23 protein-coding genes and 1 tRNA gene are annotated in these 23,948 nt (G+C 73.1%); 13 read left to right on the top strand and 11 right to left on the bottom strand.

Going from position 1 to position 23,948, the window contains the following annotated elements:
• Positions 1 to 55 precede the first annotated feature (55 nt).
• Together VMV22_14545 and VMV22_14540 are read right to left on the bottom strand one after the other, a co-directional pair.
• Positions 56 to 190, bottom strand: coding sequence for a hypothetical protein (locus VMV22_14545; protein HUY23548.1), 135 nt, complete (start codon positions 188 to 190; stop codon positions 56 to 58).
• 261 nt (positions 191 to 451) lie between these two features.
• Positions 452 to 910, bottom strand: a complete 459-nt coding sequence (locus tag VMV22_14540) for an NUDIX hydrolase (protein ID HUY23547.1) — start codon at positions 908 to 910, stop codon at positions 452 to 454.
• 106 nt (positions 911 to 1,016) lie between these two features.
• On the opposite strand from VMV22_14540, the gene VMV22_14535 reads away from it, so the two are divergent.
• Both VMV22_14535 and VMV22_14530 read left to right on the top strand, forming a co-directional pair.
• The gene (locus VMV22_14535) at positions 1,017 to 2,936 is read left to right on the top strand and encodes a CHAD domain-containing protein (protein ID HUY23546.1); all 1,920 of its coding nucleotides are present in this window, start codon (positions 1,017 to 1,019) and stop codon (positions 2,934 to 2,936) included.
• A 425-nt stretch (positions 2,937 to 3,361) separates the two neighbouring features.
• The gene (locus tag VMV22_14530; GenBank protein ID HUY23545.1) at positions 3,362 to 3,526 is read left to right on the top strand and encodes a hypothetical protein; all 165 of its coding nucleotides are present in this window, start codon (positions 3,362 to 3,364) and stop codon (positions 3,524 to 3,526) included.
• 74 nt (positions 3,527 to 3,600) lie between these two features.
• Here the strand turns inward: VMV22_14530 and VMV22_14525 are convergent, their stop codons facing one another.
• Together VMV22_14525 and VMV22_14520 are read right to left on the bottom strand one after the other, a co-directional pair.
• The gene (locus tag VMV22_14525; GenBank protein HUY23544.1) at positions 3,601 to 5,616 is read right to left on the bottom strand and encodes a kelch repeat-containing protein; all 2,016 of its coding nucleotides are present in this window, start codon (positions 5,614 to 5,616) and stop codon (positions 3,601 to 3,603) included.
• Between the two features lie 118 nt (positions 5,617 to 5,734).
• A complete protein-coding gene (locus VMV22_14520; protein ID HUY23543.1) occupies positions 5,735 to 6,577 on the bottom strand; it encodes a hypothetical protein in 843 nt (280 codons plus the stop codon).
• Between the two features lie 143 nt (positions 6,578 to 6,720).
• Between VMV22_14520 and VMV22_14515 the strand changes: the two genes are divergently transcribed.
• Both VMV22_14515 and VMV22_14510 read left to right on the top strand, forming a co-directional pair.
• Positions 6,721 to 7,389: a metal-dependent transcriptional regulator gene (locus tag VMV22_14515; protein HUY23542.1), complete on the top strand. Its 669-nt coding sequence runs from the start codon at positions 6,721 to 6,723 to the stop codon at positions 7,387 to 7,389.
• 61 nt (positions 7,390 to 7,450) lie between these two features.
• On the top strand, positions 7,451 to 8,491 hold the full coding sequence (locus tag VMV22_14510) for a pyridoxamine 5'-phosphate oxidase family protein (protein ID HUY23541.1): 1,041 nt from the start codon (positions 7,451 to 7,453) through the stop codon (positions 8,489 to 8,491).
• Between the two features lie 115 nt (positions 8,492 to 8,606).
• Here VMV22_14510 and VMV22_14505 read toward each other — a convergent pair whose 3' ends face one another.
• Positions 8,607 to 10,172 (bottom strand): sulfatase-like hydrolase/transferase, encoded by a 1,566-nt coding sequence (locus VMV22_14505; protein ID HUY23540.1) that lies wholly within the window; start codon positions 10,170 to 10,172, stop codon positions 8,607 to 8,609.
• 46 nt (positions 10,173 to 10,218) lie between these two features.
• Between VMV22_14505 and VMV22_14500 the strand changes: the two genes are divergently transcribed.
• From VMV22_14500 to speB, 3 genes are all read left to right on the top strand, one after another.
• Positions 10,219 to 11,415, top strand: a complete 1,197-nt coding sequence (locus tag VMV22_14500; protein HUY23539.1) for a cation diffusion facilitator family transporter — start codon at positions 10,219 to 10,221, stop codon at positions 11,413 to 11,415.
• 54 nt (positions 11,416 to 11,469) lie between these two features.
• A complete protein-coding gene (locus VMV22_14495; protein ID HUY23538.1) occupies positions 11,470 to 11,937 on the top strand; it encodes a GNAT family N-acetyltransferase in 468 nt (155 codons plus the stop codon).
• A gap of 282 nt (positions 11,938 to 12,219) precedes the next feature.
• Positions 12,220 to 13,245: an agmatinase gene (gene speB, locus VMV22_14490; protein HUY23537.1), complete on the top strand. Its 1,026-nt coding sequence runs from the start codon at positions 12,220 to 12,222 to the stop codon at positions 13,243 to 13,245.
• A 32-nt stretch (positions 13,246 to 13,277) separates the two neighbouring features.
• Here speB and VMV22_14485 read toward each other — a convergent pair whose 3' ends face one another.
• Positions 13,278 to 14,738, bottom strand: coding sequence for a pyridoxal-dependent decarboxylase (locus VMV22_14485; GenBank protein ID HUY23536.1), 1,461 nt, complete (start codon positions 14,736 to 14,738; stop codon positions 13,278 to 13,280).
• 23 nt (positions 14,739 to 14,761) lie between these two features.
• Between VMV22_14485 and VMV22_14480 the strand changes: the two genes are divergently transcribed.
• Positions 14,762 to 15,832 (top strand): ATP-dependent DNA ligase, encoded by a 1,071-nt coding sequence (locus tag VMV22_14480; GenBank protein ID HUY23535.1) that lies wholly within the window; start codon positions 14,762 to 14,764, stop codon positions 15,830 to 15,832.
• A gap of 61 nt (positions 15,833 to 15,893) precedes the next feature.
• Here the strand turns inward: VMV22_14480 and ligD are convergent, their stop codons facing one another.
• Positions 15,894 to 16,913, bottom strand: a complete 1,020-nt coding sequence (gene ligD / locus VMV22_14475) for a non-homologous end-joining DNA ligase (GenBank protein HUY23534.1) — start codon at positions 16,911 to 16,913, stop codon at positions 15,894 to 15,896.
• 82 nt (positions 16,914 to 16,995) lie between these two features.
• Between ligD and VMV22_14470 the strand changes: the two genes are divergently transcribed.
• Positions 16,996 to 18,012 (top strand): PHP domain-containing protein, encoded by a 1,017-nt coding sequence (locus VMV22_14470; protein ID HUY23533.1) that lies wholly within the window; start codon positions 16,996 to 16,998, stop codon positions 18,010 to 18,012.
• A gap of 48 nt (positions 18,013 to 18,060) precedes the next feature.
• Here the strand turns inward: VMV22_14470 and VMV22_14465 are convergent, their stop codons facing one another.
• From VMV22_14465 to larB, 4 genes are all read right to left on the bottom strand, one after another.
• On the bottom strand, positions 18,061 to 18,858 hold the full coding sequence (locus VMV22_14465; GenBank protein ID HUY23532.1) for a DUF72 domain-containing protein: 798 nt from the start codon (positions 18,856 to 18,858) through the stop codon (positions 18,061 to 18,063).
• A gap of 180 nt (positions 18,859 to 19,038) precedes the next feature.
• A complete protein-coding gene (locus VMV22_14460; protein HUY23531.1) occupies positions 19,039 to 19,428 on the bottom strand; it encodes a hypothetical protein in 390 nt (129 codons plus the stop codon).
• 70 nt (positions 19,429 to 19,498) lie between these two features.
• Complete coding sequence (gene larC / locus VMV22_14455; GenBank protein HUY23530.1) at positions 19,499 to 20,815, bottom strand: nickel pincer cofactor biosynthesis protein LarC; 1,317 nt, start codon at positions 20,813 to 20,815, stop codon at positions 19,499 to 19,501.
• Entirely contained in the window at positions 20,812 to 21,561 is a 750-nt protein-coding gene (larB, locus tag VMV22_14450) for a nickel pincer cofactor biosynthesis protein LarB (protein HUY23529.1), read from the bottom strand. Before larB ends, larC begins: the two co-directional genes overlap by 4 nt.
• A 23-nt stretch (positions 21,562 to 21,584) precedes the next feature.
• On the opposite strand from larB, the gene pheA reads away from it, so the two are divergent.
• From pheA to VMV22_14430, 4 genes are all read left to right on the top strand, one after another.
• Positions 21,585 to 22,544, top strand: coding sequence for a prephenate dehydratase (gene pheA, locus VMV22_14445; GenBank protein HUY23528.1), 960 nt, complete (start codon positions 21,585 to 21,587; stop codon positions 22,542 to 22,544).
• A gap of 23 nt (positions 22,545 to 22,567) precedes the next feature.
• A tRNA-Ser gene (locus VMV22_14440) sits at positions 22,568 to 22,652 on the top strand.
• A gap of 249 nt (positions 22,653 to 22,901) precedes the next feature.
• Positions 22,902 to 23,516 (top strand): hypothetical protein, encoded by a 615-nt coding sequence (locus tag VMV22_14435; protein HUY23527.1) that lies wholly within the window; start codon positions 22,902 to 22,904, stop codon positions 23,514 to 23,516.
• Positions 23,513 to 23,944 carry a hypothetical protein gene (locus VMV22_14430; GenBank protein HUY23526.1) on the top strand — a complete coding sequence of 144 codons (432 nt, stop codon included), beginning with the start codon at positions 23,513 to 23,515 and terminating at the stop codon, positions 23,942 to 23,944. Before VMV22_14435 ends, VMV22_14430 begins: the two co-directional genes overlap by 4 nt.
• Positions 23,945 to 23,948 lie beyond the last annotated feature (4 nt).

Here is a 23,948-nt window from a genome sequence, read left to right as displayed (position 1 = left end):
CCGGCCGGTCTTCGTCTGCTCCCCGTCGGCCGACGACACGCCGGGTCGGGCGGGATCAGGGGTGGCCGGCGGGCGCGTTCCCGGACGGGACCGACCCCGACGTGGGCACCGGCGTCGACGTCGACGGCCCGTCGTGGAGGGCGAAGACGACGGCCACCACGGCCAGGACGGCGGCCGCGGCCGCAGCCACGGCGCCCCGTCGGTGCAGGCTCCCCGATCTCGGTGCTGCCTGGGCAGCCCGCGCCTGGCGGGCCCCTCCGCCCACTGTCGCGTCGGCCGCCGCGACGGTTCGCCCGCTCATGCCTACCCCCGCGCGGTAAGTGAGATTAACTTCGCCCTGCGTGACCTTGTCAGCCTAACGAGGTCCCCTCCGATTGGCAAGCCCAGTCCGGGCTCGGGAGTCGGGGGAGTCCGGGGAGTCCGGCCCACGGAGCGTCCCTGGTGCCCCTGGTCAGCCCGAGTGGGCCAGGGCGACGGCGTCGATCGAGGCCAGGAGCTCCCGGTCGCGCCCGTAGGTGAGGGCACGCACAGCGATGTCGAGCTCGAGCCACCGCAACTCGTCGACCTCGTCCGACGGGACGAATTCCCCCTCGAGGACCTCCATGATCCAGTACCCGACGACCTTGGGCCGGTCCCGGCGGTCGCGGTACTCGGTGAAGCCGATGAAGCGCTCCAGTCGGCAGCGGTAGCCGGTCTCCTCGAGGACCTCGCGCAGGGCGGCCTCCTCGTAGGACTCCCCGGGGTCGAGCTTCCCCTTGGGGAGTGACCAGTCGTCGCGCTCGGGCCGGTGCACGACGGCGACCTCGAACCGGCCGGCACGGACCTCCCGCAGCAGGATCCCCCCGGCGGCGCGCACCAGGTCGTGGCGCGCCTTCGCCCGCCCCAGCGCCCGCGTGACCACCCGACCCATGACGCGAACCTACCCACGCGGGGCCCGGCGATCGGGGACCCTCGGACATCGTCGCTGGCCGGAAGGCCCCGGCGACGGAGCCGATGGCAACGGCTAGCCTCCGCCCGTGGCGGCACGCGGCACGGCCCCGACCGACGTCGAGATCGAGTGGCAGCTCGACGCGCTGGACCTCCGGCCGGTGGAACGCTGGCTCGCCGGGCTCCCCGAGCAGCGCACCCACGGCCCGTTCGCCGACCGGGCGTCGGACATCGTCCCGTCGACGGTGACCGCGTCGGCGCGTCCGGCGGAGCGCCTCGTCGACACGTACCTGGACACCGCGGACTGGCGGATCGGGCGGGCGGGCTTCGTGCTGCGGGTCCGCCACCGGGGCGGCCACGGCGAGGTCACGCTGAAGGGCATGGCCGAGGCGAACGCCGGCCTGCGGCGCCGGCTCGAGGTGACCGAGCCCCTACCCGCCGACGGCGTGGGCGCCTTGGGCACGCACGGGCCGGTCGGATGGCGCCTGCGCGCCCTCGCCGGGAGGCGGCCGCTGCAGGCGGTGCTCGAGGTCCGCACCCGCCGCCGGCCCTACGACCTGCGGGTGGCCGACGAATTGGTGGCGGAAGTGGCGCTCGACGACACCACCATCGTCGTGGGCAACGACCACCAACCGGTTCGGCTGCAGCGGGTCGAGGTCGAGGTCGAGCCGGCGTGGGTGGAGCCGTTGACGCCCATGGTCGAGACGCTGCGGCGCGAATGCGGGCTCCAGCCGGCCGCGTTGTCGAAGTTCGAAGCCGGCCTGCTGGCGGCCGGCCTGCGCGTGCCACCCCCGCCCGACCTGGGGCCGACCGTGCCCGGTGCCGACCCGTCGGTGGGCGACGTGGCCTTCGCCGTGCTGCGGAAGAACTTCTCGGTCATGCTCGCCCACGAGGCCGGCACCCGCCTCGGCGAGGACGCCGAGGAGCTGCACGACATGCGCGTGGCCACCCGCAGGATGCGGGCCGCCCTGTCGCTCTTCTCCGATGCCCTGCCGGTCCGGGCCCGCCACGTGCGGATGGAGCTCGGATGGCTGGCGGACGTCCTCGGCGCGGTGCGTGACCTCGACGTCCAGCTCGAGCGGCTGGACGACTGGCTCGACGAGGTCCCCGACGAGGACCGCGGGGCGCTCGCCGACCTGGCGACCCTGCTGGGCCGCGAGCGCGCCGACGCCCGGGACAACCTGCTGGCATGCCTCGACTCCGCCCGCTACGAGCGGTTGGTCGCCGGGTTCACCACCATGCTGCGCCAGGGTCCGTCCCGACGCTCCGCGGCGGCACGCGCCCCCGCGGTCGCGATCGTCCCCGACCTCGTCGACGGCCTTCACCGCGCCGCCGCCAAGGCGGCCCGCCGGGCGCGCCGCAGCGGCGACCCCGTCGACTACCACCGCACTCGGATCCGCGGCAAGCGCCTGCGCTACGCGCTGGAGTTCGTGTCGGGGATCTACGACGGCCACACCGCGAAATACGTGCGCCACGTCGTCCGGCTCCAGGACGCCCTGGGCCTGATGCAGGACGCCAGGGTGGCCGCGGCCCGGCTGCACGAGCTGGCCACGGCCGAGGGCTCCGGGCTGTCCCCCACGACGGTGTTCGTCATGGGCGGCGTGGCCGAGCGCTACCGCCACGAGTCGAACCGGCTCGCCCGCAAGGTGCCCGGCCTCCTCCACGAGCTGCGCGGGCCCGAATGGCGCAAGCTCATGAACCTGATGCAGCAGCGCCGCCTCGAACGCGGCGCGCTGTACCGGTGGCCCGGGCCGGCGGCCACCACCGCGGGCATCCGGCCGGGCCCGGCGACCGGGACCGGGCCCGCCACCTCCGCCCCCCGTAGTCCGGGCGCGCCACCGACGGCGCGGCCCGCCGGGCTCGCTCCGACGACCCACGGCCCCGACACGGCCCCGACCCGGCCGGCGACCGCTCCCCCGCCCTGGCCACCCGATGCCACCCCGGGCCGCACCGACGCAGGGGCCCACCCCTCGACCAACGGGGGAGGGCCCCACTCCGAGCATCGCTGAGACGCGACCGGTCCGCGGGCCGCGGCCGGTCGGATGCCGGTACCGGCGTGACCTCGACAGGACCGGGGCCTTCCGCCGGAGGCCGTCGGCGGCGACCGGGCCCGGGAGGAGAGCGCTCCCGCCCCGAGGGGGAGGGAGCGCGGGAGCGCTCCGCGCGTGCCTTTCCCGGCCGCCGCCCACGGCCCATCGGCCGGCGTCCACCCGTGTCACCGTACGCGCCCGACATGAACGGGGCGCGACGGGACGGGGCCCTTCCGGCGAACTCTGGACGACCGTTCAGCGACACCCCGGCCCGGGCACCCTTCCGGGATGCGCGCACCGATCATCGACATTTCCCGTGGCGTTCACACAGCCGTGACGGTGCGGCAACGCGCCCGCCGTACCGTGCGAGGAGAAGAGGACGAACCTGTGGCAAGGAGGCGGCGATGCGCATGCGGCTGCGGAACCTGTTCGAGGCGGCCCGTCAATTGAGCGGCACCGGGGCCACCAACAACGCACACCTCGAGGTCGACCGGGCTGCCCGCTCGGTCGTCGAGCTCGACCGCCAGCTACGCCGGGTGTGCGACCCCACTCCTCGTCGCGCCGCCTGACACCCCCCGGGGCGGCCCGGGCAGGCCCGCCGTCACGAGGTCGACGTCACGAGGTCGACGTCACGAGGTCGACGTCACGAGGTCGCCTTGTGCGTCGGCGTGGAGCCGTCGGGGAGGAGGAGGTCGAACCCGTCGGGGGTGTTCAGCAGCCCGGGCGCGGTCCCCGCCGTGTCGGTCACGCCGTACTGCCACACCAGCGCCTGGGTGGTCGGGTCGATGGCGACCATCCGGTTCCGGTAGTCGTCGTTCGTCAAGAACACCCCACTCGGCAGCATCTCGACCAACGACGGCTGGTTGAGGGCGCCGGGACCCGACGTGGGCTGGTACCGGTAGAGGATCTGTCCCTCCCGGTTGAACTCCACGATGGCCCCGGGGTCGGCGTAGTCGGCGATCAGGTACAGGTCGGGGCCCAGCTGCTGCGGATCCGACGGGTAGTGGAGCGGCACGTGCACGCTCCACACGACACCGCCCTGGGGTGTGTACTCGGTGACCCACGAACCGGTGATCTCCGACACGAGCACGTTGCCGTCCGCCAGCGGGGTGTCGCCGTTGGGCGAGGCCACGCTGGTGGGAGGGTCATGGGTGCACACCCCCGTCGTGCCGATCTGCCTCGCGATGGTGCCGTCCTTGTTGATGAACAGGATCCGGCAGTTCTGGGCGTCGGCCACCGTGATCTCGCCGTTCTTCAGCACATAGGCGTCGTCGGGCTCGTGCAGGTACCCCGGCGCCGATCCGGTTTGGTGCGGGTGGCCGTAGCTCCAGAGCAGCGAGCCGGACGGATAGCCGAGGATCACGATCGTCTCGTTCTCCTCCTGGTTGGAGACGATCTCGGTGCCGTGGTTGACGAAGAAGGCGTCGTCCGGGAAGTAGAAGCCGCCCGGCGGTGGCGGCTTCGTCGCCGACGGATAGGACCAGACGATGGTGTCGGTGTCGTCGAGCAGGAGGAGCCGGTCGTTCCCCCGGTCGGCGACGAGCAGCTTGTCCCCGAAGAACGGCGAGCCGGCCCCCGGCTTGCCGGCGGCGCCGAACGCCGCGTTCGGCGTGAACATCTGGACCGCGGCCAGGAGGGTGCCGTTGTCCTCGCCCCCGATCAGCCAGGCCCGGTTCCCCACCACCTGGACGGCGCCGAAGGCGACCGGCTGGCGCAGCGTGCCGGCCCGGAGCGTCGCCCCGGTGCCCGGGTCGTACGCCCACACGGCGTCGCCGCCCGGCGGTCCGGCCGCGCCGGGCGGCGCCGCCACCGACGCCCCGCCGGCGATGTACACCTGGCCGCCGATGACGGCGGCAGATGCTCCCATGAGGGGGGTCGGCAGGGGCGCGCCGGTCTTCGCCGTCCGGGCCGACACGTCCACCACCTGCACCGAGTCGACCGGGGTGCCGGCATGGGCACCCCCGACCGCCTCGCCACCGAAGACGTAGATCCGGTTGCCGACCGCGGCGACGGCGGGGTAGCGGACGGGCACGGGCAACGTCGCCACGGTGGAGAAGTGCACGCCGTCCCGGGTCGACAGGACCTGCGGGTCGGCGGTGGTCCCGTCGTACCCACCGACGACGTACGCCGTCGACCCGATCGTGACCGCAGCCGCGTCCGACCGAGGCTGCGGGAGCCGGCCGGCGACGGATGCGGTCACGGTGCCGGCGCCCACCGGCGCGGTGAGAGCCACGGTGCCCGCCACGGTCTGCGGGCTGCCGCCACCGAAGAGGAGGTCCGTGGACCCCAGTCGGGCCCCCGCCGCGTCGTGCACGCCCGCCGGCAACGTTCCGAGGTCGGCCACCTGTCCTGACGTGGTGTCGAGCGAGAACACCCGGTCGAGCGAGCTGTTCGCGGGCGACAACCCGCCCAGGACGGTGAGCGATTGCCCGGGGCCGGGCAGGACGACCTCCCGGGACAGCGCACTGCCGAGCGACCACGGAAGGAGGCCGGCCTCGACGGCCGGGACGACACGGGACGTGTGGGTGCGGTGGGTAGCGGGTCGACTCGGGGCGACGACGGGCTTCCTGCCCGACCCACCGCTCACGACCACGACGACGACGGTGACCACGACGGCCGCCAGGACCGCGACGACGGTACGTCGACGGCGGGCGACCACCCGTGACGACCGCCTCGGCCGCGTGGGCCGGGGCGAAGGGTCGCTGGGTTCGTTCGTCGGGGGCATGGGGGGAAATGGGCGCCGCGGGGATCAGGCGCCGGTCACGACGGTATCGTGCTCACGCGCCCCCCGCGGTGACGATGAGGTCGGTGATCACACCCAGCAGCAGGCCCACCAGGATACCGATCAGGAGCATCTCGCGGTGCCCGGGGCGGCGAGCCGCCAAGCTGACGAGCTGCACGACCACGTACAGGATCGACCCTGCCGCCAGGGCCAGGAACGCCACCGACAGGGCCGTGTTGGCGAAGCTCCGACCGATGGCGGTGCCGACGACGGTGGGTCCCCCGCCGATCAGCGCGGCCACCATGAGGAAACCCCATGAGGGCCGCTCGGTCTCGCCGGCCATGGGAGCCACGATGCCGAAGCCCTCGGTGGCATTGTGCAACGCGAAGCCGACCACCAGCACGACGGCGAAGCCGATGGCGCCCCTGGCCGCCGACTGGCCGATGGCCAAGCCCTCGGCGAAGTTGTGCAGGCCGATGCCGGTGGCGATGAAGAGGGCGAGCTGGTGCGAACGCGGACGTGAGACCCTGCCTGAGGCGATCCGGTCGGCGGTGGCGGCGCCGGGACCGTCCACCGTGCCGCGCCTCGCCAGCCAGCGGTCGAAGCCCACCAGGCCGAGCATCCCCACGGTCAGGCCGGCGGCGAGCAGGGCGGCCAGGCCGGCGGCCTTCGCCAGGTCTCGGTGGTGGGACCCGCTCGACGGCGAGATGGCAGTGGAGATCGGCTCCAGGCTGTGCTGGAGGACGTCGTAGAGGATGAACACGAGCACGCCGACGGCGAGGGCGTTGAGGAAGGATCGAAGCCCGAGCCGGGGCTCTCGCATCCGGCCGATGGGCATGCCACAGACGATCGTCACCCCGGCCACGGCACCGAGGAGGATCGTGTTGAGTGGGGACATCGACGTAGGGCTCCGGCTGGTCGGGGCCGCAGGGGCCCGAGATTCTTAGGTTAGGCTAACCTAAGAAATGTGACAACACCGAGGGCGGTCTCGCCGCCGAAGCCGTGTCGGGGACGCCGGGAACCGCCGATAGGCTCCGGCACGTGACCGACGGCTTCCACCCACCGGTCGAGGAGTACCTCGAGACCATCCAGTCCCTCACCGAGGAGGGCACGCCCGTCATCCAGGCTCGCATCGCCGAGCGCCTCGGGCGGTCGGCGCCGTCGGTCTCGGAGATGCTCGACCGGCTCGTCGCCGACGGCTACGTCCACCGGTCGGGACGGACCATCGCGCTGACGACCCAGGGCCGGGTGCTCGCCGACAGTGTCATCCGCAAGCACCGCCTGGCCGAGCGCCTGCTCGTCGACGTCATCGGGCTGCCGTGGCACAAGGCCCACCTGGAGGCGGGCCGCTGGGAGCACGTCATCTCCGACGAGGTCGAGGACCGCTTGGTCGAGCTGCTGGGCAACCCGAGCACGTGCCCGCACGGCAATCCCATCCCCGGTGCCCGTCGCCCCGCTGCGAAGGCCGGCGCCCAGGTGAGCCTGGCGGACGTCGAGCCCGGCGAGACGGTCATGGTCGAGCGGATCACCGAGGAGGTCGAGCTGGACATGGCCTCGCTGGAATTCCTCGACGAGCACGGCCTCATACCGGGGCGTTCGGCGCGCGTGCGCGATCGGGCGCCCGACGGCACCCTCACCCTCGACGTCGGGGGTACGACCGTGGCTCTGGGGCCGGCCATCTGCCAGCAGATGTTCGTCGCCGCGGTCTGACAGCGCCGCGGCCGAGGCCCCCCCCCCGGCCAGCCGGCCCCCGACGGTAGGGTCGCGGCGCATGGACCAGAGCGATCCTCCGACCGGACCCTGGGCGGCCAACCCCGCGGTCTGGCCCGACGAACTGCTCGAGGTGTTCGCCCGCTCGGTAACCGCTGAGTTCGCCAGCCTGACGCGGGCCGGCAAACCCGTCACCATGCCCACCACTCCCTACATGGGAGGCGAGCGCAGGACCCTCGACGTGTCGACGGGGCTCACGTACCCTGCGAAGGCGGAGCGGGCGCGCCGCGACCCGCGCGTGTGCCTCCTGTTCGCGGACCCCGTCGGGTCGGGGCTCGTCGATCCCCCCGTCGTACTGGTGCAGGGGCTGGCCACCGTCCGCGACGCCGACCTCCAGGCCAACACCGACCGCTACGTGCGCGTGAGCATGGAGAAGATCCCCGCCGCGACGAAGGGCCAGCCGCGCTTCGTGCTCAGGCGACTGGCGTGGTACTACGCACGCATCTGGGTCGAGGTCACACCCGTGCACATCCGCTGGTGGCCGTCGCGCGCCCTGGAGGAGCCGGCGCGCACCTGGGAGGCGCCCGAGGCCACGGCGGCGCCCCTGTCCGACCCGGCGCCGGGCGGCGCGCAGCCCAGCGCCTGGCTCGCCCCCCCGGCGTCGTGGCGCACCGTGGCCGAAGGGGCGGTGGGGCGGCTGCCCATGCGCGACCTCACGGTGGTCGACGACAACGGCTTCCCGGCGTGCCTGCCCGTGGCCCGCTCGGAGCTGCTCGACGACGGCTTCCGTCTCCACCTCGGACCCGGCGCGCCGGCCGTCACGGCCGGGCCCGCGTGCCTGACCATGCACGCGCACCCCGAGGTCTTCACGGGCCAGGAGAACCGGACGTTCATCGGGACCGTGGACGCCGACGGCGTACGTGGCGCTGCGGTGCGGTTCCGGGCCGAGCGTGCCTTGGCCGACTGGAGCCTGGCCGGCGGGCGGGCGAGGACGGCCATCGGGTTTCTGACAAAGGGCCGCCGGCTGTCACCACGGCTGGCGGCCGAAGCACAGCGCCGCTTCCAGCCCGTGCCCGAGGTGCGGCTGCCGGGCCGACGCTGAGCGGCTCCCACCGATCCGCCACGACCGACCGACCCACCCACCGACCCGCCCCGCGCGTCGAGCCGACGACGCGGTCCAACCGGGCAGCCCACGTGTCGGGCCCGCCCGGCGATGGTCAGGGACCGGGAGTCATCTCCCGCCCCTCGTACTCCCGGAGGCGGTCGAACATCTCGCGCAGCTCGACGCGCCGGGCCCGGTCGTGAGCGAGGTTCACCAGCTCGAGCGGGTCGGTGTCGTGGTCGTACCACTCGTGATCCTGGTCGTCGAAGTCGCAGTCGACGTCGAAGAGCTTCCGGCCCGGGTCTTTGCCCCACAGCCCGGTGGAGGGCTTGCCCCCGCCCACCCCGTAGTACCGCGCGTACTTGGTCCGGCCGTCGAAGAAGCCGCGCAGCGCGTAGCGCACGGCATTGAGATTGCGGGTCTGGGCGGAGTCCTGGGCGAACAACACGTGGTCACGCACCGACGACGTCGGGTCCGCAAGGACCGGTGAGAGGTCCGCGCCCTGCAGCCCAGCCGGACCCTCGGCCACCCCGGGACCGACCCCGGCGAGCGCGCAAATGGTGGAGGCCAGGTCGACGTGGGTGGCGAGGGCCTCCGTCGTGGACCCGGCCCGCGTGAGACCCGGGGCGCGGACGTACAGCGGTACCCGCATGATCTCGTCGTACACGAAGGGCCCCTTGGAGCGAAGGCCGTGCGACCCGCACATGTCGCCGTGGTCGGAGGTGAAGATCACGATGGTGTCGTCCCAGGCGCCGCTCTCCTCGAGGGCGCCCAGCACCGTCCCGAGGCTTTCGTCTGCGAGTCGCTGCAGCTCGACGTAGTAGTCGAGGTGGCGCAGCCACGCTTTGGTGTCGGAGGGGTCGATGTAGCCCCACAGGCCGTGCTGCTGGTCCCAGCGCCACTGACGGTGCGCCTCGGGCTTGGTGTGGAGGTCGTCGTGGAAGTTGGCGGGGAGGGACTCGAGCACCTCGTCGTAGTCCTTGCGGTAGACGGGCAGCGGGTCGTCTTCCTTCCACGCCGCGCTCTCGAGCACGCCGCGGATCGAGGCCACCTCCTCCGGATGCCGCTCTTCGTAGCCGGGCTGGTCGACGGGGAACCACATGACATCGTGCGGATTGACCAGCGCGACGGTCAGGAACCAGGGTGGGGCGTCCGCCCCGTCTGTCGGTGCGGCGTTCGCACGCAGCCAGTGGGCGGCGTTGGACGCGATCACCGGGTCGAAATGGACGCCGGTCCCTGCCCACCCCATGAAGTGGCGGTCGTTGCCGTCCCAGTCGGCGAAGCCGTATGCCTCCATGTCGGGCTGCGCGGACTGCGACAGGTGCCACTTGCCGATGTAGGAGGACCGATAGCCGGCGCCGCGCAGGAGAGAGCCGAGGGTCGGCACGGCGGGGTCGAGTTCCACGTGCTCCGGCATGATCACGTTGTCGACCACGCCGTGCCCCGGCAGATACCGGCCGGTGAAGAGGCTCGCGCGGCTCGGTGAGCACGGGGAGGAGTGCGTGAAATACCGGGTGAACTCGAGGCCTTCGGCGATCAACCGCTCCCGCCAGGGCAGGCGCACGGAGCCCGGGAGCCAGCTGCGCTGTCGCTCCTGGTCGGAGACCACGAGGAGGATGTTGGGGCGGCGGCCGGCGGGGTCGGGGCCGCCGGCGGGCTGTCGTGTCAGCGTCTCGGGCACGGCCGCACCTTAGGCTGGACACGACCCCGTCCGGCGAGGAGGTGGCGTGCGGCGCCAGACACGGCTCCGCCTTGGGCGCGAGGACGGCCCCGGCGCTGCACACGACCACGACGGCGACCACGGCGCTGCACACGACCACGACGGCGACCACGGCGGCGACCACGGCCACGACGGCGACCACGGCGGCGACCACGGCCACCAGGGGGGACTGCGCGGCTTTCTGGTGTCGCTGGTGGTCCCCCACGACCACAGCGCGCACACGTCCGACCGGGTGCTCGAGTCCACGGCGGCAGGGACACGGGCCGTGTTCGTCTCCCTGGCGGCGTTGGCCGTCACCGCCGCCGTGGAGCTGGTCGTCGCCTTGGCCAGCCACTCCGTGGCGCTGCTCGCCGACACGATCCACAACTTCGCCGACGCCCTCACCGCCCTCCCGCTCGCACTGGCCTTCCGCATGGGACGGCGCCCTCCGACGCGGCGCTACACCTACGGGTTCGGACGGGCCGAGGACCTGGCCGGCCTGGTGATCGTGGCGATGATCGCGGCGTCCACCGTCGTGGCGGCGTACGAGGCCATCACCCGTCTCCTGCACCCCCATCGCGTCACGGGGGCGGGCTGGGTCATGCTGGCGGGAGCGGCGGGCGTCGCGGGCAACGAGCTCGTCGCGGTGTACCGGGTGCGCGTCGGCCGCCGGATCGGCTCGGCCGCCCTGGTCGCCGACGGTCTGCACGCCCGCTCCGACGGGTTCACGTCCCTGGCCGTGGTGGTGGGTGCGGGCGCCTCCGCCGCCGGGGCGGCGCGTGCGGACCCCATCGCCGGGCTCGTCATCACGGCGGCTGTCGCCATCGTGCTGTCGGGCGCAGTCCGCACCGTGTACCGCCGGCTCATGGACAGCGTCGACCCCGAGCTCGTCGACCAGGTGGAGGAGGTGCTCAGGGCCGTGCCCGGGGTCGAGGCCGTGGGCGGCGTGCGCATCCGCTGGGTCGGCCACGAGCTGCGAGCCGAGATCCAGATCGCGTCGGACCCCGTGCTGAGCCTGGTCGACGCGCACACCATCGCGCAGGAGGCGCACCACCGGCTCCTGCACCAGGTGCCCCGCCTGGCCGAGGCGGTCATCCATACGAACCCGGCGGGGCCAGACGGACGGAGCTTCCACGAGGTCGTCTCCCATCACTTCCGGGACGAGGCCGCCGATGAGCCGACGGGACCGTCCGCAGACGGCCCGCACGACGACAGCCGGGCCTGACCGTCGACCTGGCAGGAGAGCACCAGCGTGGCGGATGGCTACACTGCCCAGTCCGTGAGCGCCGACCAGACGGAGGAGCCTGCCGGGCCGGTCGTCGTCGAAGAGGTCACCGCCGTCACGCCGGCGGTCGTGACCGCGCTGCGCGCCCTCGTGCCCGAGCTGTCCAGCTCCGCGCCGGTGCTCACCGAGGCGGCCGTCCGGGAGATCGTGGACTCCCCCGCCACGGTGCTGCTGGTGGCGCGCGACGAGACCGGCATGATCCTGGGATCGTTGACGCTGGTGGTGTTCAGCGCGCCGACCGGCCCCCGGGCCTGGATCGAGGACGTGGTGGTGTCGACGGACACCCGTGGCCGGGGCGTGGGCGCGGCCCTCGTCCTCGACGCCCTGGACAGGGCGGCCGCGGCCGGGTCGCGCACCGTGGACCTGACGTCGCGGCCCTCCCGTGAGGCGGCCAACCGCCTGTATGTCCGGCTGGGCTTCGAGCAGCGGGTGACGAACGTCTACCGCAAGGCGCTCGAGTAGGAGCGCCTACCGGCCGCCGTCGGGCACGGCCGGGCTGTGGCGCTGACACCGGGCGCACCAGGCGACGGGTGCGGCCTCGCTGGCGGGGTGCACGAGGGCCCCGCAGCCGGCGCAGCGCCAGATCACCGGGGATCTCCGAGCGGTAACCAGCCGGTTCACGGTCGCTCCTATCGACGAGTTGGACAGTGCCGACCATGCTTCCCGGCGCACCGGGCGAGACGTTAGCAGCGGCGCAACTTCACCAAACGCGACTGGCCGCCGCAGCACGGGAAGAATGTCCACGTGAGAACCGGGAACATGTACGGGCCCGACGCCACGTTCGCGGGCGTCCCCGCCGCCGACCTCGGGGAGCCGGCCAGCTACGCCGACGCGGGCGCGGTGATCATCGGCGCGCCGTTCGACGGCGGCACCTCGTATCGGCCGGGGTGTCGCTTCGGTCCGCAGGCCATCCGCCTCACCGACTACCTCCCCCAGGACGGCAGCCGGCCGCACCTGGCACTGGGCGTCGACCCGCTCGTCGAGCTGCGTGTGGTCGACGTCGGTGACGTGGAGATGCTGCCGGGTGAGATCGAGGCCGCGCTGGAACGGCTCGAGCAGGCGGTGGCGGTGGTCGCCGGGAGCGGTGCCGTGCCCGTCGTCCTGGGTGGCGACCACACCATCGCGCTTCCCGATATCACCGGCGTGGCGCGGCATGTCGGGTGGGGGCGCGTGTCGGTGGTGCACTTCGACGCCCATGCAGACACCGCCGACCTGCAGTTCGGCTCGCTCTACGGGCACGGCACGCCCATGCGCCGCCTGATCGAGTCGGGCGCCGCCCGCGGCGATCGTTTCCTGCAGATCGGCCTGCGCGGCTACTGGCCCGACCCCGAGACCCTTGCCTGGATGGCCGGCAAGGGGATGCGGTGCTACGAGATGACGGAGATCGTCGCCCGCGGCCTCGACACCTGCCTCACCGAGGCATTCGCCATCGCCACCGACGACTGCGACGCCGTGTTCCTCTCGGTCGACATCGACGTCGTCGATCCCGGCACCGCCCCGGGCACGGGGACCCCCGAGCCGGGCGGGCTCACCAGCCGCCAGCTTCTCGACGCCGTGCGCCGCGCCTGCGTCGAGCTCCCCGTGGCCGGCGTCGACGTCGTGGAGGTGTCCCCGCCCTACGACCATGCCGAGGTCACGGCGTACCTGGCCAACCGCGTGGTCCTGGAGTGCCTGTCGGGGATGGCATGGCGGCGACGCGGCGGCGGCGCCGGCGGCGCGGCGCGCCGGGCCGAAGGGCCGTTGCTCGACGGGCGCCGACCTCCCGGCTGACCGACGGGGACCGGCGCGGGCCCGGCGCAGGATCACGCCGTCGTGGCGATGATCTCCTCGATCATCTCGACGGTCGTGCCAGGGTGGAGGAACGCCAGGCGGGCGGCGGGCTCGCCGTCCCATGACGTCGGCGTCACGAACCCGATCTGACGGTCGAGGAGGCGTACCGACCACTCGTGGTAGTCCGCGCTCGTCCAACCGGTGCGGCGGAACAGCACGATCGACAGCTCGGGGTCCCTGACGAGCTCGAGATGCGGTGACCGGCGGATGAGCTCGGCGCTACGCCAGGCGGTGTCGAGCACCGTCTCGATGGCATCGCGGTAAGCCCCCGCACCGTGCACGGCGAGCGAGAACCACAGCGGGAGCCCGCGCGCCCGGCGCGTGAGGTGCACCGCATAGTCGCTCGGGTTCCAGACCTCGTGGTCCTTGTCGTGGATGACGTCGAGGTACGACGCCTCCTGGGCGTGCACCGCCTTCGCCAGCCGGGGCTCGCGATAGACGAGTGCAGCGCAGTCGAAGGGCGCGTACAACCACTTGTGCGGGTCGATGACGACGGAGTCGGCGTGCTCGATGCCCGCGTACCGGTCGCGGACGACGGGCGCGAAGAGACCCGCTCCGCCGTAGGCAGCGTCGACGTGGAACCACAACGACTGCTCGCGCGCCACAGCCGCGACGCCCGCCAGGTCGTCGATGATCCCCGCGTTGGTGGTGCCGGCCGTGGCCACCACCCCGATCACGTCCCCGGCGTCCGTTGCGCCGGCAGCACCGTCGCGAGCGGCCAGCGCCTCGCGCAAGGCGGCGCCCGTGAGCCGGTGGTCGGCCGACGGGACGACCATGGCCTCCACGCCCAGGATGCGCAGCGCGTTGCCGACCGACGCATGGGTTTCCTCGCTCACGGCGATGTGAGGGCGCACCGGGGTACGACCCAGGCGCATGGCGGCCGTGTCCCGGGCGACGACCAGGGCCGACAGGTTGGCGATCGAGCCGCCCGACACGAAGCAGCCCCCCGCTCCCGGCGGCATCCCGGCCAGCGCCGCCAGGAACCGCAGCACCTCGTTCTCGGCGGCCACGGCACCGGCGGCCTCGAGCCACGACGTGCCCTGGAGCGACGAGCACGACACGATCATGTCGAAGAGCAGCGCGGCCTTGGTCGGAGCGGCGGGGATGAACGACAAGAAGCGTGGGCTGTCGCACGAGATCACGGCCGTCGCCAGGTGCTCGGCGAACAGCCGGAGCACCTCGGCCGGATCGTTCCCGGACTCCCCGAGCAGCCCGGACAGCACGGCGTCGAAGGACTCCTGGTCCCCGCCGAAGTCCAGCGGAACGGGATCGAGAGCAAGCCGCTCACGGCAGTAGGCGAAGACCAGCTCCGTCATGCGCTGGTCGTGAACGAACATCGGGTTCACCATGAGGAATCCTCCGGCACCAGGATCGCACCTTGTGGGCGCCCCGGCGCTCATGCGCCCCGGCCCGACCCCGTCGGGCGGCGGCATGCCGAGCATGGCAGCGTGTGGACATGAATCTGCCCGTGATGCCACCCGTCGCCCCCATGCTCGCCAAGCTGGCACGGCAGCTCCCCACCGGCGAGGGCATGACGTACGAGCCGAAGTGGGACGGCTTCCGGTGTGTCGTCTTCCGGGACGGTGACGACGTGGAGCTGGGCAGTCGCAACGAGCGGCCGCTCACCCGGTACTTCCCGGAGCTCGTCGCGCCGATCCGCCGGTCGTTCCCGGCGCGTGCCGTCGTCGACGGCGAGATCGTGATCGCGGGCTCGGCCGGCCTCGACTTCGACGCGCTGCTCCAGCGGATCCACCCGGCGGCGTCACGTGTTGCTCTGCTGGCGTCCTCGACGCCGGCGTCGTTCGTGGGCTTCGATCTCCTGGCGCTCGATGACCGCGACCTGCGGGGTGAGCCGTTCCGTGAGCGACGCGCCCTGCTCGAACAAGCCCTGGGGGCCGCCGAGGCCCCGGTGCACCTCACCCCGGCCACCACAGACCCCGCGGTCGCCGCCGACTGGTTCTCGCGCTTCGAGGGAGCCGGGCTCGACGGCGTCGTGGCGAAGCGCCCGGACCTCCCGTACCGCGAAGGCGAACGCGTCATGGTGAAGGTGAAGCACGAGCGCACGGCCGACTGCGTCGTGGCCGGGTTCCGTTGGCACAAGGCCGGCGGGATCGTCGGCTCGCTGCTGCTCGGCCTGTACGACGACGACGGTGTCCTTCACCACGTGGGCGTATCGGCCTCCTTCACGGTGGCCCGGCGGCGAGAGCTCGTCGACGAGCTGGCCCCCTACCGACCGGCGTCGTTGGACGGCCACCCGTGGGCGGGCTGGGCCCAGCTCGAGGACCGAGCCGCCGCCGGACGAAAGCCGGGCGCGCCGTCACGCTGGAACGCCACCAAGGACCTGCGCTGGGAGCCGCTCGACCCGGTGCTCGTGTGCGAGGTGGCCTACGACCACCTGCAGGGCGACCGCTTCCGGCACGCCACCACGTTCCGACGCTGGCGGCCCGACCGGCGGCCGGAGTCGTGCACCTACGCGCAGCTCGACACGGCGGTGCCCGAAGAGCTCGACGCCGTGTTCCGGGCGTGACCCCGGCCCGGGCCTGACCCGGACCCGGGCGTGACCCCGTCCCGGGCAATGGCTTGGGTCCTCAGCCCCCCGGGCGACGCGAGCGACTCGGCGCCGCCCGATGCGGCTCCCCGCGCTGCTTGGCGAAGTGCGGTGGCCAGGGGGCGTCACCGAGCCCCCCGGCCTCGTCGCGGTGCGACAGCTCGAGCAGCAGGCCCAGGTCGCCGCGCCGCTCGTCGATGGCGGCCGCGGGGTCGCCGACGGTCCCGAAGCGCGCCGGCACCGTGGCGATGGTGAGGTCGCCGGGGTCGACGTCGGCGACCTCGTCCCATTCGACGGGGCACGACACCCGGCCCTCGGGGTTGGCGCGGACGGAGTACGCCGACGCCACCGTCCGGTCCCGGGCGTTCTGGTTGTAGTCGACGAACACCCGCCGCCCCCGCTCTTCCTTCCACCACGCCGAGGTGGCGACGCCCGGCATGCGGCGCTCGAGCTCGCGCGCCAGGGCCAGCGCGGCGCGCCGGACCTCCGTGAACGTCCAGCGCGGCTCGATGGGGACGTTGACGTGGATGCCGCGCGACCCCGATGTCTTGGGAAAACCCACGAGGCCGTGCTCCTCGAGCACGGCGCGGGCCTCGAGTGCCACCTGTCGAACCGCCTCGAACGGGACGTCGGGCTGCGGGTCGAGGTCGACACGCAGCTCGTCGGGATGGTCGACGTCGGCGCGCCGCACGGGCCAGGGGTTGAGGTCGAGGCACCCGAGGTTCACGGCCCACAGGATGTGCGCCACGCCCGTCGGGCACAGCTCCTCGGCGTGGCGCCCGCTCGGGAAGCTCACCGTGACCGTCTCCAACCACGGCGGCCGGGACGCAGGCACACGCTTCTGGTAGAAGAACGGCCCCTCGGCGCCGTCGGGGTAGCGCTTCAGGACGGTCGGGCGCTCGTACACGCCGCGCAGGGCACCGGGCCCGACGGCGAAGTAGTACCGGACGAGGTCCAGCTTCGTCTCGCCCCGAGCCGAGAAGAACACCTTGTCCGGGTTGGAGACCTTGACGGTGTGCCCGTCCACCTCGAGGGCGATGGTGGGGGGCCCGGCTGCCATGGGTCGATGGTGGCACGGATCGGCCCCGTGGAGGGTCTCTGCCCGGCGCCCGACCGGTCGGGCGCTCGATAGCCTCTGCAGCGTGGACCCTGCCGCCGCGCTGCGCCGGATCGCCTATCTGCTCGAGGCCGACCGTGCCGAGTCCTACAAGGTCAGGGCTTTCCGGCATGCGGCCGCCACCGTCGACGAGACCGATCCGGCCCGCCTGGCGCAGCTGGCCGGCGTGCGTCGCCTCACCGACCTGCCCGCAGTGGGTGACACCACGGCCCGGGTGATCAGCGAGGCCGTCGCCGGCGACGTGCCGTCCTACCTCCGCCAGCTGGAGGACGAGCCCCGACCCGTCCTCGACGGCCAGGCCGCCGTGCTGCGCAGCCTCCTGCGCGGCGACTGCCACAGCCACTCCGACTGGTCCGACGGGGGAAGCCCCATCCCCGAGATGGCGGAGGCCGCCGCCGCGCTCGGCCACGAGTACATGGTGCTCACGGACCACAGCCCGCGCCTGACGGTCGCCCACGGGCTCGACGCCGAGCGGCTCCTGCGCCAGCTCGAGGTGGTCGAGGCCGTCAACGCCCACCTGGCCCCGTTCCGCGTCCTCACCGGGATCGAGGTCGACATCCTCGAGGACGGATCGCTCGACCAGGACCCCGAGCTCCTGGCCCGGCTCGACGTCGTCGTGGCCAGCGTGCACTCGAAGCTGAAGATGGACGGCGCCCAGATGACCCGGCGCATGGTTGCGGCCATCGAGAGCCCCCACACCGACATCCTGGGGCACTGCACCGGCCGCATCGTCGTGGGCCGGGGCCGGCCGGAGTCGCAGTTCGACCACGCCGCGGTGTTCGAGGCGTGCGCCCGGACCGGCACCGCGGTCGAGATCAACGCACGGCCGGAGCGCCTCGACCCTCCCGACCCCCTGCTCCGCCTGGCGGTGGCGGCGGGATGTCTGGTGTCGATCGACACCGACGCGCACGCCCCGGGGCAGCTCGAATGGCTCGGCAACGGTTGCCGCAAGGCGGCGGACGCCGACGTCCCGCCCGACCGCATCGTGAACACCTGGCCGGAGGCGCAGCTGCTGCAGTGGACGGCGGGGCACTCCGGATAGCGTGCGGCCGAGCGGCGCGGCCGTCTACGCAGCCGGTGGCGACGCGCGTCAGCGTGTCGACCATCCCTCCGTCCCGCACCCCTGCACGTCGCGCGCCGTGGGGACACGCGTGGGGCGGAGCCCGACCTTGCCGGCGGCGAGCGCGAATCGACGGGCGTCGCGCAGTGCACACCCGCAGCCGTCGTTGTTGAAGTAGGCGAACACATCCTCGGACGGCTCGAACACGCCGGCGATCCGCTCCGCCCACGAATGCAACGCGGCCCGGCCATAGCACGGCGCCGGGTGGGCGCGGCCCTGGTGGAAGCGGACGTATCCCCAGTCGGCGGTGCGCCACTGCGGGGAACGCCTCCCGGGTGCGTCACTCCAACAGAGCGCGGCGCCGCTCGTGGACAGGACGTCCGCCACCTCGTCGGTGTACCAGGAGTCGTGCCGGGGTTCGAAGGCGACGCGCACGTCCGTCGGGAACTGGGCCAACGTGTCCCGGAGGGCGGCGGCGTCGACCTGGAAGGTGGCGGGTAGCTGGACGAGGACCGGACCGAGCTTGGCGCCGAGGTGCCGGGCCCGGTCGAGGAGCAGCGACACCGGGCCGGCGGGCTCGCGGAGCCTGCGGACATGGGTCAGGTAGCGGCTCGCCTTCATCGCCAGCACGAAGTCGTCGGGGGTCCTGTGCCCCCAGTTCTCGACGGTGGACGCCTCGGGCAGTCGGTAGAAGGCGGAGTTCACCTCGACGGTCCGGAACCGGGCCGCGTAGTACTCGAGCCACCGTGCCTGGGGAACGCCGGAGGGATAGAAGCCGCCTCGCCAGTGCGCATACTGCCAACCCGAGGTCCCCACCCACGCCACCATCGCCCCGCAGGCTAGGCCGTCGCTTGCGGGACGCGGCCCACGCGGCCGGCGCGCGACGTCGCCGGGGTCGCCCCTACGACGGCGGGGGGATCGACCGAATGGAGGGGATGGGCCCGGAGGACATCGAGGAAATTCACCCTGGCGGTCGACGCACCGACGCCGCTCGACCTTCGTCGGCGGCTACCGCTGCACCTCGTCGCCCACATGCGACGCCCCCTCCCCCGCTTCGGGCGGCCGGCGGCGGCGTACCACCACCTCGGACCGCTCGGGGTGCTCGAGGTCGAGGTGGACCTCGTGCAGGTCGTCGCCGGGTGGGTCACCGCCGGCGTCGGCCACGATCACGACCTCGTCGTCGGGCCGGCCGTAGATGGCGTCGCGCAGGCCGAGCATGGCGGCCCCGAGAACGCCGGCCGGGCGCCGGTCACGCCAGCGCCGCCCACCGGCACCGCGGCGGGCCGCGCCCTCGTCGGGATCGTCGGTCGCCTCGAGCCAGGTGATCCACTGCTCGTGGGTCCACGCCTCGGGATCGTCGGGAGGCTCCTGCTGATCGCGAGGCACGGATCCGTCCATCGCAACCCACGGTACCGGCGTCCGCCGGCGCCCGGGCCGGGGACCGCTCACCCGGACCGACCAAGGGCTACTAGGCGGGTGCGGGGCGCTCGGGCGGCACGGTCGGAACGGGCCCCGGCGGCGACCCGTCGTGACCACCCTGGGGATCGTCTGCGCGGGACCGCCAGGTGGCCTCCGCCCGGAAGAGCACGTCGCGCAGGGGCCGGCCGCTCGCGGCGGCGGCCCGGGCGGCGTCTCGTTGCTCGGCTTTCACCCGGCCGGGGCTGACCTTCACGCCGACGCGCACACCGTCGATCTCGACGCTGGCCGTCTCCCGGGTGACGGGCCAACGCTCGAGGACCGCGCCGCGGACGCCGAGGGTGCCCGTCTCCTCCTGCAGCACGGCCCGCACGGCGTCGGCGAGGGCAGGGTCTGCGAGGGCGCTGACGGTGTGCCCCGGCCGGCCCTTCTTCATCAGCACGGGCGTGATCCACGCGTCGTGCGCTCCCGCCGTCATGATCGCCTCGACGGCATGCGCCAGGACCTCCCCGGTGGCGTCGTCGAGGTTGGCCTCGAGCAGCACGACGGGTTGGCCCTGAGCAGGGGGACGGGCCACCGCCGTACCCACGACCACCTGGGTGCAGTTGGGGAGGCCGTCGAGCTCGTGGGCCCCCGCGCCGAAGCCCGTGGCGGCGATGCGCATCGGAGGCAGCGGCCCGAATTGCCCGGCCAGCGCAGCCACGATGGCGGCGCCCGTCGGCGTCGTGAGCTCCACCGGGAGGTCACGGCCCCAGGTGGGAATGCCCCGGAGCAGCCGGACCACCGCCGGCGAGGGGTTGGGGAGCAAGCCGTGCGCACTCCTGACCGTCCCCAGGCCCGTCGCCACGGGTGAGGCCGCCACCTCGTCGACCCCGAGGACCTCGAGCGCGGCGGCCGTGCCGACCACGTCGACGATGGCGTCGTGCGAGCCGACCTCGTGGAAGTGCACCTGCCCCGGCGGCCGCCGGTGGAGGCGTCCCTCGACATCGGCCAGTGCCGCGAACGTGACGAGGGCGCGACGGGCGACCCGAGGCGGCAGGCGCGCCTCCTCGACGAGCCCCACGATGTGCGCGTGCGTCCGCACGACGACGTCGTCGGTGACCTCCACCACGGCACGCGTCGCCGCGATGCCTGCCCGGAGCACGGGCTCGGCCCGCAGGCTCCACCCCCCCACGGGCATGCGGCGCAGGAGCGTGAGCACCTCGCTGAGATCGGCGCCGGCGTCGAGAAGGCTCCCGAGCGCCATGTCGCCGGCGATGCCGGCGAAGCAGTGGAACCACGCCAGCGTGCGCGGCTGTGGCCCCTCCTCGTCGGGCGCCCATGGCAGCAAGGACGACGACGGAGAAGACGCCGGGGTCGGCAGGGTCACGGGAGCATCCGGGCCACGGCGCACGCCGCACCGAAACCGTTGTCGATGCCGACGACCGTCAGGCCGGCGGCGCACGACGCGTGCATGGCGAGCAGGGCGGTGACGCCCTCGAGCGCGGCCCCGTACCCCGTGGAGACGGGCACGGCCACGACCGGCGCGCCGGTGATGCCGGCCACCAGGCTGGCGAGTGCCCCTTCCATGCCGGCCACCACCACCACGGCATCGGCATCGGCCAGCTCGTCGACCGACGCCAGGACCCGGTGCACCCCTGCCACCCCGCAGTCGGTCACCAGGGCGGGGGCGAACCCGAACGCCCGCAGGACGGCGGTGCACTCCTCGGCCACGGGGAGGTCGGCGGTGCCGGCGGTGATGACCATCACCCGCCCGGTGCGACGAGGCGCCGGGCGCCAGCACACCGTGGCGAGCGTCCCGGGCGTCGTCACCTCCCCGCCGGGCGAGGCCTCGAGCGCGGCCGCCACCTGCGCGGGGTCGGCGCGGGTGAGCAGCACCGGGCTGTCGGCGGGCTCGGCCAGCAGCTCGGCCACGATCCGAGCGCACTGCTCCGGTGTCTTCCCCGGTCCGTAGACCGCCTCGCAGGCGCGTTGGCGCAGCGCCCGGTGGTGATCGACGCGGGCGAAGCCGAGGTCCACGAAGGGAAGGCGGCGCAGGCGCGCCACGGCATCGTCGGGCGCGACGGCGCCGGAGCGGACGTCGTCGAGCAATTGGCGCAGGGCGGGCTCGTCCATGGGTGCCCACTATCCTGCCGCACATGGATGCACCTGCGACCGGCGAGGCCACGAGCGAGGAGGTCATCGTCTTCCTGGGCCCCGCCGGGACCTTCACCGAGGAGGCGTTGTTCACCCAGCCCGACTACGCCACGGCGTCGGTGGTCCCGGCCGCCACCCTGGCCGAAGCGGTCGACGCCGTCGGGAGCGGCCGTGCCTCGCTCGCCTTCGTCCCGATCGAGAATTCCATCGAGGGCTCCGTGCCCATCACCGTGGACAGCCTGGTCTTCGGGGCCGACCTGCTCATCCAGCGCGAGGTCGTCCTCGACGTGCACATCAACCTGGCGGGACCGGCGGGGACGGACCTCGGGGCCATCACGCGGGTCCTGTCGTTCCCCCATGCGACGGCACAGTGTCGCCGGTTCCTCGCAGGGCGGCTCCCCGATGCCGAAGTCGTGCCGACGAATTCCACGGCCGAGGCGGCGCGCATCGTCGGGCAGGAACGCCGAAGCGACACCGCCGCTCTCACACCGAAGCTGGCCGCGCACCTCTACGGGCTCGACGTCCTCGTGGCCGCGGTCGAGGACCACCCGGACAATCAGACGCGCTTCGTGGCGCTGGCGTCGAAGGGACTGCCCGCGCCGACCGGTCACGACAAGACGAGCATCGTGTGCTTCCAGCGCGAGGACCGACCCGGGAGCCTGCACGCGATCCTGAGCGAGTTCGCGGCGCGCGGCATCAACCTGACGAAGCTCGAGTCGCGACCCACCAAACGCGGGCTCGGCGACTACTGTTTTCTGATCGACCTCGAAGGGCATGTCGCCGACGAGGTCGTGGCCGACTGCCTGCGCGTCCTGCACGCGGAGCTCGCGGGCGTGAAGTTCCTGGGCTCCTACCCCGCCGCCGGTGAGCATGGCCCCGCGGTGCGCGCCCGCGCCGACGCCGCATGGCGCGACGCCGACGACTGGGTCCGGTCACTGCGGTCGCAGATCCGCCCGTCCTGAAGCGGCGGTATCGTGCGACCCCGGGAGGGATGGCAGAGCGGACGAATGCGAGGCTCTTGAAAAGCCTTGACCGGCAACGGTCCGGGGGTTCGAATCCCCCTCCCTCCGCTGTTGTCAGAAACACAACATCACGCCTGGTGAGGGCCCCAGTTCCTTGTCCACCAACCGACCAGCAGATGAGCCTCTCTCGAACCCGGGGGCGACTGCTCGTGTGAGGGTCCCCCGGCGCGTCGTCGGTCGCTTCGACAGCGTCATGCCGTCTCCCGGTCGGGGGCCGGCACTTGCCTGCCCGGGAGCGGCGCCGAGGCGTAGTGTGAGCCCGAATTCGCCGAGGAGCACGTCGAAGGGGGGTACCAGATGGCCGACGTCACCGTGGAGGCGCCGGCAGGGGCCGCGCCCGGAGCGGGCGCGGCGCCGAGGCCGGACTTCCAGATCGTCCCGCTGCGCGCCATCCCGGCGGTGGCCGTGGTCCTGGCGGCGCTGGTCGTAGCCATCGCCTCGAACCGGCTGTGGGCGCTCGACTTCTTCCACGTCGTGGGCGGCGGGCTGTGGACCGGCATCGACCTCTTCGTCGGGTTCATCGTCGGCCCCATCCTCGGGCGGCTATCGATCCCGGCGCGGGTCGAGTTCTCCGCCCGGTTCATGCCGAAGATGCTCCTGCTCATGCCGACGCTGGTGATCGTCACCCTGGCCGCCGGATGGCAGCTCGCCCGGCACGAGGGCTTCATCTTGAGCAGCCATACCCACCACGGCTGGGTGGTGGCCTCGATGATCGTCGTCGGAGTGATGGCCATCATCGCCCTGGGGCTCCTCGAGCCGGCCAACCTGGCCGTGCTCTTCGAGCTGAAGAAGCCGATCCCCAACGGCGAGCGCATCGGGCGGCTGATGCGCCGCTTCATCTACACCGCCGGGATCACCGGCGCCCTCCAGGTGGCAACCTTGATGATCATGACCAGGCTGGCTACGACATGAACGCCACCGACGCCACCATGACGCAGGCTGTGCCGGGCGCCGAGCGCGCCATGCCCCCCGTGGCCGGGCTGGCCCTGGCCACCCTGGCCTTCGTGATCGCCGCCGGGATCTACCTCGCCGCTCATCTGCCCCGCCCCGCGCCAGGGGGGCCGGCCGCCACCCTCATCGCCATCGGGGGGGTGCTCCTTGTCGTCAACGCCGCCATCGTGAGCCGGATCCGGCCCTTCGCCTGGACCGTGTTCCGGCGCGTCTTCGGCTGGACGTTCCTGGCCTACGGCTGCATCGGCGCACTGCTGGCCTTCATCTTCATCTTCGACCACACCCGGGGGGCGATGCTCGGGGCGATGCTCGCCTCGCTGGTCGTCTTCACCCTCGACATCCCGCTGCTTTTCGCCTTCTCGGTGGCGCGCTACCAAGACCCCGGCTGACGCC

It is taken from the genome of Acidimicrobiales bacterium (assembly GCA_035531755.1).
In the GTDB taxonomy this organism is placed as follows: domain Bacteria; phylum Actinomycetota; class Acidimicrobiia; order Acidimicrobiales; family UBA8190; genus DATKSK01.
This window is presented reverse-complemented; position numbering and strand designations above follow the sequence as displayed.